The organism is Klebsiella sp. CD33, from assembly GCF_051992865.1.
GTDB classification, from domain to species: Bacteria; Pseudomonadota; Gammaproteobacteria; order Enterobacterales; family Enterobacteriaceae; genus Klebsiella; species Klebsiella pneumoniae.
In genome coordinates, this window is the sequence record NZ_CP197023.1 from 2,194,446 (window position 1) to 2,210,608 (window position 16,163).

12 protein-coding genes are annotated in these 16,163 nt (G+C 59.6%); 7 read left to right on the forward strand and 5 right to left on the reverse strand.

The features are described 5' to 3' along the window. Window positions 1–551: 551 nt before the first annotated feature. Together ACR809_RS10895 and ACR809_RS10900 are read right to left on the reverse strand one after the other, a co-directional pair. Entirely contained in the window at window positions 552–986 is a 435-nt protein-coding gene (locus tag ACR809_RS10895) for a VOC family protein (protein WP_040148252.1), read from the reverse strand. A gap of 116 nt (window positions 987–1,102) precedes the next feature. Then, window positions 1,103–2,302, reverse strand: coding sequence for an MFS transporter (locus ACR809_RS10900; RefSeq protein WP_004148650.1), 1,200 nt, complete (start codon window positions 2,300–2,302; stop codon window positions 1,103–1,105). A gap of 295 nt (window positions 2,303–2,597) precedes the next feature. Between ACR809_RS10900 and ACR809_RS10905 the strand changes: the two genes are divergently transcribed. Then, window positions 2,598–3,755 (forward strand): M20 aminoacylase family protein, encoded by a 1,158-nt coding sequence (locus tag ACR809_RS10905; RefSeq protein WP_002908364.1) that lies wholly within the window; start codon window positions 2,598–2,600, stop codon window positions 3,753–3,755. A gap of 42 nt (window positions 3,756–3,797) precedes the next feature. Here ACR809_RS10905 and fdhF read toward each other — a convergent pair whose 3' ends face one another. After that, entirely contained in the window at window positions 3,798–5,948 is a 2,151-nt protein-coding gene (fdhF, locus tag ACR809_RS10910; RefSeq protein WP_122051242.1) for a formate dehydrogenase subunit alpha, read from the reverse strand. Between the two features lie 247 nt (window positions 5,949–6,195). Next, entirely contained in the window at window positions 6,196–7,275 is a 1,080-nt protein-coding gene (locus tag ACR809_RS10915) for a malate/lactate/ureidoglycolate dehydrogenase (protein WP_102012755.1), read from the reverse strand. 302 nt (window positions 7,276–7,577) lie between these two features. Between ACR809_RS10915 and ACR809_RS10920 the strand changes: the two genes are divergently transcribed. The 4 genes from ACR809_RS10920 (at window position 7,578) to ACR809_RS10935 (ending at window position 12,678) form a co-directional block, all read left to right on the forward strand. After that, window positions 7,578–8,666, forward strand: coding sequence for an ABC transporter substrate-binding protein (locus tag ACR809_RS10920; RefSeq protein ID WP_020802897.1), 1,089 nt, complete (start codon window positions 7,578–7,580; stop codon window positions 8,664–8,666). 73 nt (window positions 8,667–8,739) lie between these two features. Further along, on the forward strand, window positions 8,740–10,509 hold the full coding sequence (locus ACR809_RS10925; protein ID WP_029497075.1) for an ABC transporter permease: 1,770 nt from the start codon (window positions 8,740–8,742) through the stop codon (window positions 10,507–10,509). Continuing rightward, the gene (locus ACR809_RS10930) at window positions 10,502–11,572 is read left to right on the forward strand and encodes an ABC transporter ATP-binding protein (RefSeq protein ID WP_002908292.1); all 1,071 of its coding nucleotides are present in this window, start codon (window positions 10,502–10,504) and stop codon (window positions 11,570–11,572) included. The genes ACR809_RS10925 and ACR809_RS10930 overlap by 8 nt, the downstream gene beginning before the upstream one ends. A gap of 422 nt (window positions 11,573–11,994) precedes the next feature. Beyond that, window positions 11,995–12,678 (forward strand): YrhA family protein, encoded by a 684-nt coding sequence (locus tag ACR809_RS10935; protein WP_122051244.1) that lies wholly within the window; start codon window positions 11,995–11,997, stop codon window positions 12,676–12,678. A 60-nt stretch (window positions 12,679–12,738) separates the two neighbouring features. On the opposite strand, the gene ACR809_RS10940 is transcribed toward ACR809_RS10935, so the two are convergent. Continuing rightward, a complete protein-coding gene (locus tag ACR809_RS10940) occupies window positions 12,739–13,110 on the reverse strand; it encodes a VOC family protein (RefSeq protein ID WP_002908289.1) in 372 nt (123 codons plus the stop codon). Window positions 13,111–13,611: 501 nt separating this feature from the next. Between ACR809_RS10940 and ACR809_RS10945 the strand changes: the two genes are divergently transcribed. Together ACR809_RS10945 and ACR809_RS10950 are read left to right on the forward strand one after the other, a co-directional pair. Next, window positions 13,612–14,367: a gluconate 2-dehydrogenase subunit 3 family protein gene (locus ACR809_RS10945; protein WP_162992532.1), complete on the forward strand. Its 756-nt coding sequence runs from the start codon at window positions 13,612–13,614 to the stop codon at window positions 14,365–14,367. Window positions 14,368–14,369: 2 nt separating this feature from the next. Beyond that, window positions 14,370–16,154, forward strand: coding sequence for a GMC family oxidoreductase (locus tag ACR809_RS10950; RefSeq protein WP_002908285.1), 1,785 nt, complete (start codon window positions 14,370–14,372; stop codon window positions 16,152–16,154). Window positions 16,155–16,163: the final 9 nt, after the last annotated feature.

Here is a 16,163-nt window from a genome sequence, read left to right on the forward strand (position 1 = left end):
TGGTCGGTGACGGTTTCCCTGGTATCGGGGCCTGGTTGATGTGGATCCCTTGCGACTGTCGTCACAGGCTGGCCGCGGAATGACAAATCGAAAGATAAAATTCGCCTGACGACGGTCATTGGGTAAGGCAACGCAACGGCATGCAGAGGGAGTGATCGAGCATGGCAGAGGGATAACGCACCGGGTTAACTGGCTGGGGGGGACGTTTCTTATGCGAGGGAGGGGTCTCGCTGCCATCGCGTGGATGTGGAGCGTTTGTCCGCAGGGGACGAGAATGAATAAAGTCGCTTGCTCCTGAGGGGAAACATTCATACCGGGAAACCTGTGTCATCATCATGGGCAAAATAGGCGAACACTCGCCAGTGTCCGCATTCGATTTCAGCGCAGTGATAATCAGTCCGGCCAGTGATGGTCGGAAGTCTGATTATCAGATGATTAGGTTTTCCAGCATCGACGCCTCAGCTATGGGTATGAATTATTTATCAAGGAAATGATAACACCCACATTTATTATGGGAATTGCGCAGGTAAGAAAATGTGACTTTCGCCCGCTTACTGCGTGAAGCTGATCGCAACAGACCCGGCGCTGCGCTCAGCCTTGCCATGGTACACCGCCTCAATATTATTCCCCTGCGGATCCAGCACAAAAGCGGCATAGTAACCAGGATGATAGTGTCGTTCGCCAGGCGCGCCGTTATCACGTCCGCCATGGGTCAGTGCCGCATGGTAAAAAGCGTCCACCATGTCACGATCTCTGGCCTGGAATGCCAGGTGGTGGCGCCCAGTCAGTTTCCCGGCAGCCTCCGGGCTGTGGCGTGAGGCCACCACCAGTTCGTCGGCCAGCAAGTATTCGTTGGAGGTGGTGATAACCGGGATCTCCAGCGCCGACAGTACGGCGGTATAGAAGTTTTTGCTTGCCTCAAAGTCTTCGACAACCAGCAGAATATGATCGATCAATCTGCCACGATGTAAGGTATTACTTTCCATGGGATTTCCTCTCGGCTGGGGGGCCGGCAATGGTTAACAGCAGTGAGCCAGCAAGAACAGGATACCCTCCGGTGAGGGCCATAAAAAAGGGCTGGCGCCAGGCCAGCCCGTGAGGACTACCGTGCGGACTCCGTCGCCTCGTCCATGTCATCTTCCTGCTCACTGGCAAGCAGGGTTTTCTCGTTTTTGCACAGACACTGAATCAACAGGAACAGCACGCCGCTGGCCACCAGGGTGACGATCAGGCCATCGTAACCAGTGATGCCGATCAGCATGCCGCTGACTACCGGCCCGGCAACGCTGCCGGCGGACCAGAAAAAGCCGAACAGGGCGTTAATCATAATCAGCTTCTGCCCATTGAAGGTTTTCCCCGCCCGCACCAGCGACAGGGTATAAAGCGCGCCCGCCGCGGCGCCCAGCAGCAGACAAATGGCCATCAGCTGAATGCGCGAGCCGAGCATCAGCGGCAGGGCCAGCAGCGACAGGCTGAAAACCACCGCGCAGCTCAGATGCACGCGGCGAATCCCGACCCGGTCGGCCAGCCAGCCTAGCGGGGTCTGGAACATCGCATCTCCGGTCAGCACCACGGTGACCAGCAGCACCGCCAGCCCTTCATTCAGCCCTTTGTCCATGCCGTACAGCGGCAGCAGGGCGAGGATGCTGGCGTCAAAGAAGGCGAAGCAGAAGACCCCGGAGGCCAGTACCGGCAGAAAGGCGCCGAGGCTGCGCCAGCTGGCGCGCTCCCCGAGGCTTTCACGAGTGCCGGTGGGCAGATGGCGCAGCATCAGCAGGCAGACGGCGGTGACCGCGACAATCGCGATCAGCGCTGATGTCTGCCAGGCGGGGCCGACGGAGATCAGCAGCGGCCCGGCCAGCTGGCAGCCGGTAAAGGCCGAGGCGTAGAGACCGGTGAGGGTAGCGCGCTGGCTGCCCGCCGCGCCGCCGGTGATCCAGCTTTCGCCGAGTACGATAATGACCCCGGAGGCCAGGCCGGTCAGCAGGCGCGGCAGCAAAAGCAGCGTCATATCGGTAGTCATGCATGAGGCGATGGTCGCCAGCGCCAGCAGGATCAGACTGCCGCTCAGCAGCACGCCCATTTCAACGCGCCGGCACAGCGCAGGAGAGAGGAAAGAGGAGATCATCATGCCGGCGGGCGGCAGGGCGGCCAGCAGGCCGACGTACAGCGGCGCGATCTGCTGCTGCGCCAGCTCAAGACTGATTAACGGCACCGTATAGCCGGTGATAAATCCCACAAGCGACGCGGCCATGATCATCGCCAGCGTGGGGGCAAGACGATTCTGGTCTGGGTTAAACATTTTATTTCCGATGACGGAGAGGTCAGTAGTGGATCCTTCGGCAAATTGCCGTCCTGAGTTGCATAATAATTAATCGACTGGCCGTTGTCACCGTTGAAATCACTACCAAAAAAGGGCCGCAGGGCGGCAGGTGGGCTGTACGCCGCGCCGCCGCCGCATTTCGTGACGTTGTCAGCGTGGTAACGACAGGATATAACGGAGGGAGCGGCAGCGCCCCGACGCCGGTGAGCGACGGGGAAAAACGCGACGCATGACCGATTATTCAGCATTACGCTATGCAGGAAAGGAGTAATACATGGCCGTATCGCCGTCACTGATCGCCGAAGCCGTTGGCTGGCGACGTGAATTTCACGCCGCGCCTGAGCTCGGATATCAGGAACAGGAGACCTCGCGCCGCGTTGCGGAGCTGCTGGCCTCGTTTGGGCTGCAGGTGCACCGCGGGCTGGCTGGCACCGGCGTCGTGGCGACGCTGGAGAACGGCCCCGGGCCGGTTATCGGCCTGCGCGCCGATATGGACGCCCTGCCGATCACCGAGCTGGGGAGCGTCAGCTACCGTTCACGCCGTCCCGGGGTGATGCACGCCTGCGGCCACGATGGCCATACCGCGATGCTGCTGGCGGCCGCCGCCCATCTGGCGCAGACCCGCCATTTCAGCGGCACCGTCCACTTTGTCTTTCAGCCGGCGGAAGAGAACCTCGGCGGCGCGCGCAAAATGGTGGAGGAGGGGTTGTTTGAGCGCTTCCCGATGGACGCCATCTACGCGCTGCATAACTGGCCGGGGATCCCTCTTGGCGAAGTGGCGCTCAGCGATGGCGCGATGATGGCCTCGCTGGACGCCTTCGAGATCACCCTGCGCGGAAAGAGCTGTCATGCGGCGATGCCGGAGAGCGGGGCCGATCCGATCGTCGCGGCGGCGCAGCTGATAATGGCGCTGCAGACCATTCCTTCCCGCCGCTTGTCGCCGCAGGATTCCGCAGTGGTCAGCATCACCCAGATAAACGGCGGCGAGGCGATCAACGTCCTGCCGGACACCGTGGTGCTGCGCGGTACCTTCCGCTGTCTGAGCAATCGCGTTCGCGCCCGCGTGCGGGAGCTTATCGAGCGCTATGTGGCGACCCAGCCGCAGGTGTCCGATGTGCAGGGCGAGATTAGCTGGTTCCCGGGCTATCCGGTGACCAAAAACCATGCGCTGCAGGCGCAGCAGGTGCGCGAGGTGGCTGCCGCCACTCTCGGCGCGCAAGCGGTGCGCTGGAATCAGGCGCCGTCGATGGCCTCCGAAGATTTTGCCTGCATGCTGGAGGCCTGTCCGGGGGCCTATTTCTGGATAGGCACCGACGGCGAAACCCCGTCGAAGCCGCTGCATAACGCCAGCTATGACTTTAACGATGCGCTGATCGGCCCCGGCGTCGCCATGTGGGTGGGGCTGGTGGAGAAACAGCTGCCGGCGGCGTAACCCACCGGCAGCGGCAGAGGGAGCGCGCTGCGCTCCCTGAGGTCAGACGTCGGCAGCGGCTTTCAGTCGCGCTTTCATGTCGCTGTAGGCCGTCCAGGCATAGCGCTCCGCCCATTGCTGGTCGGCAATCGCTTCCACTTTCACCGCACAGTATTTGGTTTCCGGCGTTTTGGAGATCGGATCGAGGTTATCCTGGGTCAGCTCATTGCAGGCGCCCACCCACCACTGATAGGTCATATAGACCGCCCCCGGATTGATGCGATTGCTGAGGTCGGCGCGGGAGATCACCTTCCCGCGCCGGGAGCTGACCCACACCAGCTGTTTGTCGGCGATCCCCAGTCGTTGCGCATCCGCGGGATTCATCTGCACCCGTCCCGGCTCGTCGGCCAGCGACTGCAGCGCGGCGCAGTTGCCGGTCATCGAGCGGCAGGAATAATGCCCGACTTCCCGCACGGTGCAGAGCACCAGCGGCCACTCGTCATCCGGGCGCTCCGCCGGCGCGCGCCAGGCGGTGGCGAACAGCTGCCCTTTACCCGAGGGGGTGTCGAAGCGGTTGTCTTTATACAGCCATGGCGTACCGGGATGATCGAGGGTCGGGCACGGCCACTGGACATGGCCCATATCGCCCATTTTCTCCCAGGTCACGCCGTAGAACAGCGGGCAGAGCTCGCGCATCTCGTCCCAGATTTGCTGGTTGTTCTCATAGTGCATCGGATAGCCCAATTCGCTGGCCAGCAGGCTAATGATCTCCCAGTCGCGCTTCACATTTCCCGCCGGAGGGATCGCCTGTTCAAACCGCTGGAACCCGCGGTCGGCGCAGGTGAAGACGCCGCCGTGCTCGCCCCAGGAGGTGGCCGGCAGCAGGACATCGGCCATTTCCGCTGTTTTGGTCATGAAGATGTCCTGCACGACCACGAAGTCCAGCGCCTCGATGCCTTTGCGCACCAGGCCGAGGTCGGCTTCGGTCTGCAGCGGATCTTCGCCCATAATATAATAGGCTTTGATCTCGCCGGTCAGCGCTTTATGCGGCACCTCGGTGATGCGGGTGCCGACCTGGTCGTCCATCAGCGCCGGGTCGATGCCCCAGGCGGCGGCGAATTTCGCCCGCACGGCGGGGTCGGTGACCTCCTGATAGCCGGGAAACAGGTTCGGCAGCACGCCCATATCGCAGGCGCCCTGTACGTTGTTTTGCCCGCGGACCGGCCCCACGCCGACGTTGGGCCGTCCCAGGTTGCCGGTGAGCAGCGCCAGGCTTGCCAGGCCGCGCACCACGTCCACCGCCTGGCCAAACTGGGTGACCCCCATGCCCCACATAATGGTGGCGGATGGGGCGGCGGCGAACATGCGCATCGCCTCCCGGATTTCCCGCGCGCTGACCCCGACAATCCCTTCCACCGCTTCCGGGGCGTAATCCTTCACCGCCTCGCGGTAAGCATCCAGCCCTTCGGTATAGCGTTCGACATAGGTTTTGTTGTACAGCTCCTCCTCCAGCAGCACATAGCCGAAGGCATTTACCAGCGCCATGTTGCTGCCGTTGTTGAGCTGCAGATGATGATCGGCAATGCGCGCGGTTTCAATGCGCCGCGGATCGCAGACGATGATTTTGGCGCCGTTGTCCCGGGCCTTGATTACCCGGCGGGCGACGATGGGATGGGAGTCGGCGCAGTTGTAGCCAAAGACCAGCAGGCACTTCGAGTTTTCGATGTCGCTAATCGAGTTGCTCATCGCCCCGTTGCCCAGCGCCTGCTGTAGCCCGGCGACGGAGGGGCCGTGGCAGACGCGGGCGCAGCAGTCGACGTTATTGGTGTTCAGCACCGCGCGGGCGAACTTTTGCATCACATAGTTGGTTTCGTTGCCGGTGCCGCGCGAGGAGCCGGTGGTCATGATGGCGCGCGGGCCATGCTTCTCTTTGATCTCCCTGAGCTTGCTGGCGGTATAGCGAATCGCCTCCTGCCAGCTGACCGGCGTGAAGGCGCCGCCTTTCTGGTAGCGGATCATCGGTTGTTTAAGACGGGGCGTCAGGAGCTGCGTATCGTTAAGAAAATCCCAGCCGTAGTAGCCTTTCAGGCACAGCTGGTTCTGGTTGGTGACGCCGTCGGCGGCCTCCGCGCGAATGATTTTATTGTTGTCGACAACCAGTTTAAGTTTGCAACCCGCCCCGCAGTAGGGGCACACGCTCGTGATTTTTTTCATCAGTAACAGACCTGTTAACAGTGAACTGAGGATCGCTGTCGCGCCGGGCCCGACGGGCAACGATCGCGGTATCGCCTGGTGGTGATGCAGACGCAGGCCTGTTGTGCTATGCAGGTCTTGTGCCAGAATTTAAGCTCTTGATCTGTATTGAAAAATGAAAAGAGATTGATGACGGGAGCATGACCTCGTCACTAATGACGATGACGCAGAGCGCCGACGTCAGACGCTCTGCGGGAGTAAAACGCGGCTAGGCGAGAGGGCGGCAGCGGTCGAAGTGCGATTCGCTCAGGCCGACGTCGCGCGCGGCGGCGCAGATAGCCTGCCAGCTGCCGGCATCCAGCGGGATCCCCTGCGCCAGCCGCGCTTCGCGGTTGGCGGCCTCCCATTCGCCGGGCGCCAGCACCGGGGCATCGGCATCGTGCGGCGACTGCTTACACCATGCGATAAAGGCCTCCGTCTGTGCCTGGCTGTCCGGGGCATCGAACGCGTCCGGGCGCAGGATGACCGTGGTCATGCAGTTAAAGATGGCGTCGACGCTGGTCTGCAGGCTCTCCTGATGGGTGGTTTGCCCGCCGGAGAGCGCGCCGCCGAGCACTTCGCACAGCGTCGCCAGGGCATAGCCTTTGTGCTGGGCGAAGGTGAGCAGGGCGCCCAGCGGAGAGGTCTGCATCACCGCCGGGTCGGTGGTGGGTCGACCCTCGGCGTCAATCAGGCAGCCGGGGGCCACGGCTTCGCCTTTATGCCAGGCGACGCGGGTTTTACCAAAGGCGATGGCGCTGGTGGCGTAGTCCAGCAGCAGCGGCGGATGGCCCGCGCGGGGAAACACCACGCACAACGGGTTGGTGCCGAAGCGGCTGTCCTTCCCGCGGAACGGGGCGACCATCGGGTCGCCGATGACGCTGACGAAGTGAATGGAGATCAGCCCGGCGGCGGCGCACTGTTCGGCCCAGTAGCCGATGCGTCCGACGTGATGCGCATTGCGCAGGGCGATAGCCGCCATACCATGCTGCTTCGCCTTTTCAATGCCTAACTGCATCGCCTCGTGGGCGACCACCTGGCCGAAGCCGGCGTTGCCGTCGAGGGTGACCACGGCGCCGGCGTCTTTGGTCACCGTGGCGTGGCGGTTGAGCTGCAGAAAACCACCGGCGTGGGATTTGACGTAGCTGGGGATCATCCCGACGCCGTGGGAGTCATGTCCGGCAAGATTGGCGGCGATCAGATGGTCCGCGACGAGGGTGGCTTCCCCTGGGGTACTGCCGAGATGGATAAACAGTGAGACGACAAACTGATGCAGATCCGTCGCCAGAAAGCGGTGTCCTGTAGGCACTGATTCTCTCCTGTAGTCTGTTGTTATTTTGTTATGTTTGCCGTTTTATGCTGCGCCGCCCGGCGCAGAAGGTCAAGGGCGGAGTCTCCCGGCAACATGCCGCTGCGCCAGCGCCTGCGCATCCGACAGACGATAAAAAACCAGGCCGGGATCGCGTTTTAATTAACGCCATAAACACCACATTTTTAAATTCTGCCAGTGTCACAAAAGCCAGAAAAAAGCCATCCCCGTCGTTGCAAGGGGAGCTGATACCACTATATGTTAAATTTGTGTTTATTAATTGATGATTAAAGGTTGGTATCATGTATAAGAAAATAAGTGGTTTAGTGGTTTCACTGACGGCCGTTTTCGCCTGTGCCGCCTGGGCGGAGGTGCCTGCGGGCTATCCCGCGGATTATCAAAAAACGATTGATGCCGCCGTAAAAGAGGGCAAGGTGGTGATCTATTCCACGACCGATACCAAAGCGGCCGGGCCGTTAATTAAGGGATTTGAAGCGCAATACCCGGGTGTAAAAGTCGAATATAACGACATGAACAGTACCGAGCTGTATAACCGCTATATCAGCGAACAGGCCGCCGGGGGCGGCAGCGGGGATGTGGTGTGGAGCTCATCGATGGATACCGCGCTGAAATTAGCCACCGAATACGCCGAACAATATGCCTCGCCGGAGGTGAAGCAATTACCCGACTGGGCGGTCTGGCAGCAGAAAGCCTATGGCACTACCTATGAGCCGGTGGTGTTTATCTATAACAAACGGCTGATCCCGCAGAATGAGGTTCCGGATTCGCATACCGCGCTGGCAAAACTTATCGCCAGCCAGGCCGATAAATTTAAAGGCAAAGTCACCACCTACGATATCGAAAAATCGGGCCTCGGCTTTATGCTGGCGGTACAGGACAGCCAGGCCGACGCGAACTATTTTGCCGACCTGGCGAATATCGCCAAAGGCGGCCTGACGGTGCAGTCTTCCACCGGCACAATGATGGAGCGCGTCTCCTCCGGCGAAAACCTGATCGGCTATAACATTCTTGGCTCTTATGCCGAAGCGCGGGCGAAAAACGATCCCTCTTTAGGTATTGCCTATCCGAAAGATTACGTGCTGGTGCTCTCCCGCGTCTCGTTTATTAGCCAGGAGAGCGAACATCCCAATGCGGCGAGATTGTGGCTGGATTATGTCCTGTCGGAAAAAGGCCAGCAGATCCTCGCCAGCCAGGCGGATATTCCCTCTATTCGTCGCGATATTGCAGGTAAAAATGATATCGACGGTATGACCGCGCTGTTGGGCAAAGCGTTAAAACCGATCCCGGTCAACGAAACGCTGCTCGATTATTTACAGCCGCAAAAACGTCTGCAGTTTATTAAACAATGGCGCAGCGCCGCCGCGAAATAATCCTCCCCTGGGGCATCGCCGATGCTCCTATTCACACCCGGCGGGTTTATTCACCTGACCGAAGGGATGAACCATGAACGTATTACGCAGAAAGTGGCAGGGGCTGCCGCGCGGCGTGGTGGTGTGCATCACGGCGCTGGTGATTTATGTCCCGCTGTTATTTATTGTGGTGCAGAGTTTTCTTTCGGCACCGTTCTTTTCCCGCTCCAAATCGTGGAGTCTGGAAGCCTTCGCCTTTATTTTTACCGACCCGGATTTTTATCTGGCATTAAAGTCAGGTTTTATTCTGGCCTTTGGCCTGGTGATTATTGCCATTCCACTGGGCGGTATTTTGGCGTTTCTGATGGTGCGCACCGATTTACCCGGCCGGCGGATCATTGAGCCGCTGATCCTGGTGCCGATCTTCGTCTCGCCGATGGTGCTGGGCTTTGGCTACGTGGTGGCCGCCGGGCCGGTAGGCTTCTTTTCCCAGTGGGCGCAGCAGCTGATCGGCTTTGTGCCGTGGAATATCTACTCGATGTTCAGCATTGTGGTCATCGCCGGCTTAACTCACGTTCCGCATGCCTATCTCTATATCTCTTCGGCGCTGCGCAGCGTCGGTTCCGACGTGGAAGAGGCGGCGCGCACCGTCGGCGCCACGCCGCTGCAGGTGATGACCTCGGTGAGTCTGCCGATGGTGCGGCCATCCATCCTTTACGCCTGCGTGCTGCTCTTCTTCCTCGGTCTGGAGGTTTTCGGTCTGATGCTGGTGCTGGGCGACCCCGAGGGCAACATGGTGCTGGCGACCTATCTCTATAAGCTGACCAACAAGCTCGGCACCCCCTCCTACCATCTGATGGCGGCGGTGGCGGTAGTGCTGATCTGCATCACCATCCCGCTGGTGATGCTCCAGCGGCGGCTGATGCGCACCGCCAACCGCTTTGTCACCATGAAGGGCAAGGCGTCCCAGGCGCGGGCGCTGCCGCTGGGCAAATGGCGCTGGGTGGCCGGGGCGGTGGTGGTGGCCTGGCTGACGGTGACCATCGGCGTACCGCTGCTCGGCGTGGCGCTGCGCGCTTTTATCTCCAACTGGGGCGTCGGCGTGTCGCTATGGGATGAGCTGTCGCTGGCGACGTTCCACAATATCTGGCAGCAGCCCAACCTGCTGCGGGCGATCGTCAACTCGATGGCTATCGGCATCATCGGCGGCGCGCTGGCGGTGATCTGCTATCTGTTTGTCGGCATCGCCATGCACCGCAAAGCGGATAACGTCACCCGCTTTCTCGACTACAGCGTGCTGGTCCCGCGCGCGGTACCGGGGCTGCTGGCCGGCTTGGCCTTCCTGTGGGTATTCCTGTTTGTACCGATGTGGCTCGATCAGTCGCTGAAGCACGGCTGGCTCTCGGCGCTGCCGGTGGCCGACTGGCTGCGGGAGCACCTTATCGTGCAGCTGCGCGCCCTGCGCAACACCATCTTCAGCGTCTGGCTGGCCTACACCGTGGTGTGGATGGCCTACGGCCTGCGGCTCATCTCCTCGACGCTGCTGCAGGTGGGCCCGGAGCTGGAGGAGGCGGCGCGTAGCACCGGCGCCTCGCGGGGGCAGATCACCCGCCACGTGACCGTTCCGCTGTCGCGCTATGGGCTGATTGGCTCCTGGCTGCTGATGTTCCTGATCTTTGAGCGCGAGTATTCCACCGGCGTCTATCTGCTGTCGCCGGGTACCGAAACCATCGGCTCGATGCTGGTGTCGCTGTGGGCGGCGGGGGCCATCGATATCGTCGCGGCGCTCTCCTTTATCAATATTCTGCTGGTGGTGATTGGCCTGGGTATCGCCCTGCGCTTTGGAGTGAAATTACATGATTGAGTTATCGGTAGAAAATCTGCATCTCACCTATGGCGACAACCCGGTGTTGAAGGGGGTGTCCATGACGCTCGGCCGGGGGGAGGTAGTATCGCTGCTGGGGCCTTCGGGAAGCGGGAAAACCACGCTGCTGCGGGCGGTGGCCGGGCTGGAAAAACCGACGAGCGGACGGATCGCCATCGGCAACCGCACGGTGTACGACGGCACGCCGCGCAGCGAGATCCCGGCCGAAGAGCGTAACCTCGGCCTGGTGTTCCAGTCCTATGCCCTGTGGCCGCACAAAACGGTGTTCGACAATGTGGCCTATCCGCTGAAGCTGCGTAAAGTGGCCGCCGGGGAGATAAAAGAGCGGGTGCAGCGTGTGCTGGATCAGCTGGGGCTGGGGCACCTTGGCAACCGCCATCCGCACCAGCTCTCCGGTGGCCAGCAGCAGCGGGTGGCCATCGGCCGGGCGCTGGTTTACAACCCGCCGGTGATCCTGCTGGATGAACCGCTCTCCAACCTTGACGCCAAGCTGCGCGAAGAGGCGCGGGTGTTTTTGCGCGAGCTGATCATTAAGTTGGGCCTCTCGGCGCTGATGGTCACCCACGATCAGAATGAAGCAATGGCCATCTCCGATCGTATTTTGCTGCTGAACAATGGCGTCATTGAGCAGCAGGGGACCCCGCAGGAGATGTACGGCAGCCCGGCGACGCTGTTCGCCGCTGAGTTTATGGGCAGCAATAACCGCCTGCACGGCAAAGTGATGGCGCTGGAGAACGGCAGGGCGCGGATCGAAGGCGCCAGCTGGAGCCTGTGGGGGCGAGCGGGCGAGGGGGTTAGCGTTGGCGAGCCGGCGACGGCGGTAATCCGCGTCGAGCGCCTGCGACTTGACGGCGCCGCGCAGGATAATAGCCTCCAGCTACCGCTGCTGACCAGCATGTACCTCGGCGACCGCTGGGAGTACCTGTTCCGTACCGAAGGCGACGACTTTCCGCTGCGCGCCTACGGAACGGCGCTGCGCGATGCCGAACACTGCCATCTGACGCTCCCGGCGGAGGATGTGTGGATTTTTCCGCAGCGGTAACTACGCGAAGCCACGGAAGGCAAGCGCCAGGATGACGCGCTATATTCTGGGTATGACAAAAGCGTTTTGCGCCTGGCTGCGGGGCGGGCAGGCCAGTAGGGTAGACCGGCCCAGGTCAGCAGCAAGTCGACGGTGGTGATATGGGGACATACTTTTTCGTTTGATGAATGTTGATGCTGATGCGGAAACCCTGCGGAGTGCAATTGTTGTAAATCTGGCGTTTTAATACGCCGCTAAACACAATATGCTGGTGTCTTCCCCACATGCGTGGGGGTGTTTCTGTTAAGCATGGTTTTGTCAGAGTATATGGGCTGTCTTCCTCACCTGTGTGGGGGTGTGTCTAAAAAAGAAAATTCTCCGGTTCCCTGTTCGGGTCTTCACCACACGTGTGGGGCCTGTTTTCGTTTGATAAGGAAATTAAAATGAAAAGTGCCGAATTAGACGTTGTGGTTTTAAGTGAGGATTTGCCGAATGAAGGGCTGGTAAAAGGAACGCTTGGTACTATTGTTATGGTTTTTAATTCGCCAACAACTGGCTATCTGGTCGAGTTTTGCGACGAGAAAGGAAAAACAATCGCAATGCCAGTTTTATTCTCCGCCCAGCTAAAGCGCTATTTCACGATTCGTAACCTGAAGTCGCTGATGGTTGAAGGTAATTATCCCGTAGCCGACCCTGTAGACCCAGACGTCATGGCAGATTTAATGCACAAAGTCGCGCCTGTTGAATGGGAGGACAAGAAAAGAAGGGTCTATGAGGATATTCAACGACTATTGATTAGTCGGCCGGACTACGCTGATATGTTCAATATTATGGATGGGGGTGAGTACAATGGCATGACATTGTACAGCCTGGTGCAGGCAGAGAACGGTGAACCTGCATGGTCGAATATCTTTGTTCGAAACTTTGATACGCGTATTAACGAAATCTATGTCGATCCGAACCTCATTGGCAAAGTAATCATTGGTGAAGAGGGCATGTCCGTGATTGTCTACAGCTTCACAGATGACCGTTTCGAAATCCGCGATAAAGTCTCCCCGGATTATGTCATTGAGTCACATACCCACTTCAACGGACTGTTGTCCGCCCTCATTGAGCCGGTCAGCTGAATCCGACACATCCATACCTTCAGCGTTTCCCACGGACGTGGGAATTTTTTTCCGCTCAGCTTACCCCGCCAGATGGCACACGGCTTCAATATTGTGCCCGTCTGGCGCAATCACAAACGCGGCGTAGTAACTGGCGTGGTAGTTTGGCCGTAGCCCCGGCGCGCCGTTGTCCTTTCCTCCGGCGGCCAGCGCCGCCTGCCAGAAGGCATCGACCTGCTCGCGGCTGTCGGCGCGAAAGGCAATGTGCAGCGGCGCCGGTTTTTCCGCACTTTGATAGAGGCATAGAGAAGCATCGCCGCTGCCGGCCAACTCTGCGCCGTAGCTCGGTTCGCCTTCGCCAACCAGCGTTACGCCAAGCGGGGCAAGGGCCTGCAAAAAGAACGCTTTGCTGGCGGCATAGTCGCTAACGCCGAATTTCACATGATCGAACATATCTTCTCTTCTCCTGTGGATGGGATATCGCCAGCTGAAGGCGCTAGCCGGACAATAGATACAAGATAGTTAACAACGGTTATTAACTTTTTTAACAGCTCAAAATGTTTAATTATTCCTAATACGAGTATTTACAGACGTTTAATCTGCCATGTACCATAAACAAAAAATAACATTTGTGATACAAGTCACTCTTTTTTGGCGCATGGGTAAGCTCAGCGCGGTGTGAATGCCGCTGGTTTACCGCCTCAAGGTTATGGCAGCACTCTTCTCACGATGACAGACCGGTGAATTTCTCTCCGATTTCCCGCGTTTCGTTGAGAATCGTCTACTATCCAAACGATAACCCTATAAATGATATCGCCTCTGGCGATGTTTTATCCGACTTGCCGGGCCGGGCCAGACGCTAAGCGGTTTAAAAGCGCAATGGTATCGGTTCCAGCACGACATTCACTGGTTTTGTCAGCGACAAAAACAGTAATTTTCAATGACAGGAATGTGATGATGTCGAGCGAGAAAACCAACAATTCCAGGCGTGATTTCCTGGTTAAATCGATGGCGCTGATCCCGACGGTGGTGATCGGCGGCGCGGGAGCAGGGGCTATTGGCGTGGCCACCAGCGCGACCGCGCAGGCGGCCCCCGCTTCAGAGCCAGCCTCCGGGAACACCGCGAGGGCCAGCGACTGGAAGCCGCAGTTCTTCAACGATCGTGAGTGGGCGTTTATCAACGCCGCCGTCGCTCGCTTAATCCCGGCGGATGAACTCGGTCCCGGCGCCAAAGAGGCCGGCGTCCCGGAGTTTATCGACCGCCAGCTCAATACCCCTTACGCCACCGGCTCCATCTGGTATATGCAGGGGCCCTTCAATCCCGACGTGCCGAAAGAGATGGGTTATCAGCTGCCGCTGGTGCCCAAACAGATCTATAACCTCGGGATCGCCGACGCCGAGGCGTGGTGTCAGGACAAATATCATAAAACCTTCGCTGAACTGAGCAGCGAGCAGCAGGACGAGGCGCTCGGCCTGTGGGAATCGGGTAAAGCCGAGTTCAAACAGCTGCCGGCCTCGCTGTTCTTCACCTATCTGCTGCAAAACACCCGCGAAGGGTTCTTCAGCGACCCGATCCATGGCGGCAATAAAGGCATGGTCGGCTGGACGCTGATTAATTTTCCCGGCGCGCGCGCCGACTTTATGGACTGGGTTGAACGGGGCGAACGCTACCCCTTCCCGCCGGTATCAATTAATGGGGAGAGGGCGTAATCATGGCCACCGTATTGAAAAAAACCGATGTCGCGATCGTCGGCTTCGGCTGGGTTGGGGCGATCATGGCCAAAGAGCTGACCGAAGCGGGGCTCAACGTCGTCGCGCTGGAGCGCGGCCCGATGCGCGACACCTGGCCGGACGGCGCCTATCCGCAGGTGATTGATGAGCTGACCTACAACATCCGCCGCAAGCTGTTCCAGGATCTGTCGAAAAGCACCGTCACCATCCGGCATAACACCAGCCAGCAGGCGGTGCCCTATCGCCAGCTGGCGGCCTTCCTGCCGGGTACCGGCGTGGGCGGCGCCGGGCTGCACTGGTCCGGCGTCCATTTCCGCGTCGATCCCATTGAGCTGCGGATGCGCAGCCACTATGAAGAACGCTACGGCAAAAACTTCATCCCCCAGGATATGATTATCCAGGATTTCGGCGTCACCTACGACGAGCTGGAACCATTCTTCGATAAAGCGGAAAAAGTATTCGGTACTTCCGGGACCGCCTGGTCGATCAAAGGCAAGGTCGTCGGCAAAGGCCGCGGCGGCAACGCCTTCGCCCCGGACCGCTCGGACGACTTCCCGCTGCCGGCGCAGAAAAACACCTGGTCGGCGCAACTGTTTGAAAAAGCGGCGCTGGAAGTGGGGTATCACCCCTATAACCTGCCGTCGGCCAACACCTCCGACTCCTATACCAACCCCTACGGCGCGCAGATGGGCCCGTGCAACTTCTGCGGTTTCTGCAGCGGCTACGCCTGCTACATGTACTCTAAAGCCTCGCCGAACGTGAACATTCTGCCGGCGCTGCGCCAGGAAAAACGCTTTGAGCTGCGGACCAACGCCAACGTGCTGAAGGTCAACCTGACCGACGACAAATCCCGCGCCACCGGCGTGACCTACGTCGACGGCCAGGGGCGCGAAATGGAACAGCCGGCGGACCTGGTGATTATCGGCGCCTTCCAGTTCCACAACGTGCACCTGATGCTGCTCTCCGGGATCGGCAAACCGTACAATCCGGAGACCGGCGAAGGGGTGGTGGGGCGTAACTTCGCCTACCAGAACATGACCACCATCAAGGCCATTTTCGACAAAGACACCTATACCAACCCGTTTATCGGCGCGGGCGGCAACGGCGTCGGGGTCGACGACTTCAACGCCGACAACTTCGACCACGGCGCGGCGGGCTTTGTCGGCGGTTCGCCATTCTGGGTCAACCAGGCCGGGACCAAGCCCATCTCCGGTTTCCCGGTACCGCCGGGCACCCCGGCGTGGGGCAGCAAGTGGAAAGCGGCGGTGGCCGATACCTACACCCATCACCTGTCGATGGATGCCCACGGCGCGCACCAGTCCTATCGGCAGAACTACCTCGATCTTGATCCGAACTACAAAAACGTCTTTGGCCAGCCGCTGCTGCGCATGACCTTCGACTGGCAGGAAAACGACATCAAGATGGCGCAGTTTATGTTCGATAAGATGGCGCCGATCGCCAAAGCGATGAAGCCGAAATATATCCTCGGCAGCCCAAAAAACGCCAACAGCCACTTTGATACCACCACCTACCAGACCACCCATATGAACGGTGGGGCGGTGATGGGGGAAGATCCGAAAACCAGCGCCGTGAACCGTTATCTGCAAAGCTGGGACGTGCATAACGTCTTCGTCATCGGCGCCTCCGCGTTCCCGCAGGGGCTGGGCTACAACCCAACCGGCACGGTGGCCGCGCTGGCCTACTGGTCAGCGAAGGCGATCCGTGAGCAGTATCTGAAAAATCCGGGTCCCCTGGTGCAGGCATAAAGGAAGGCA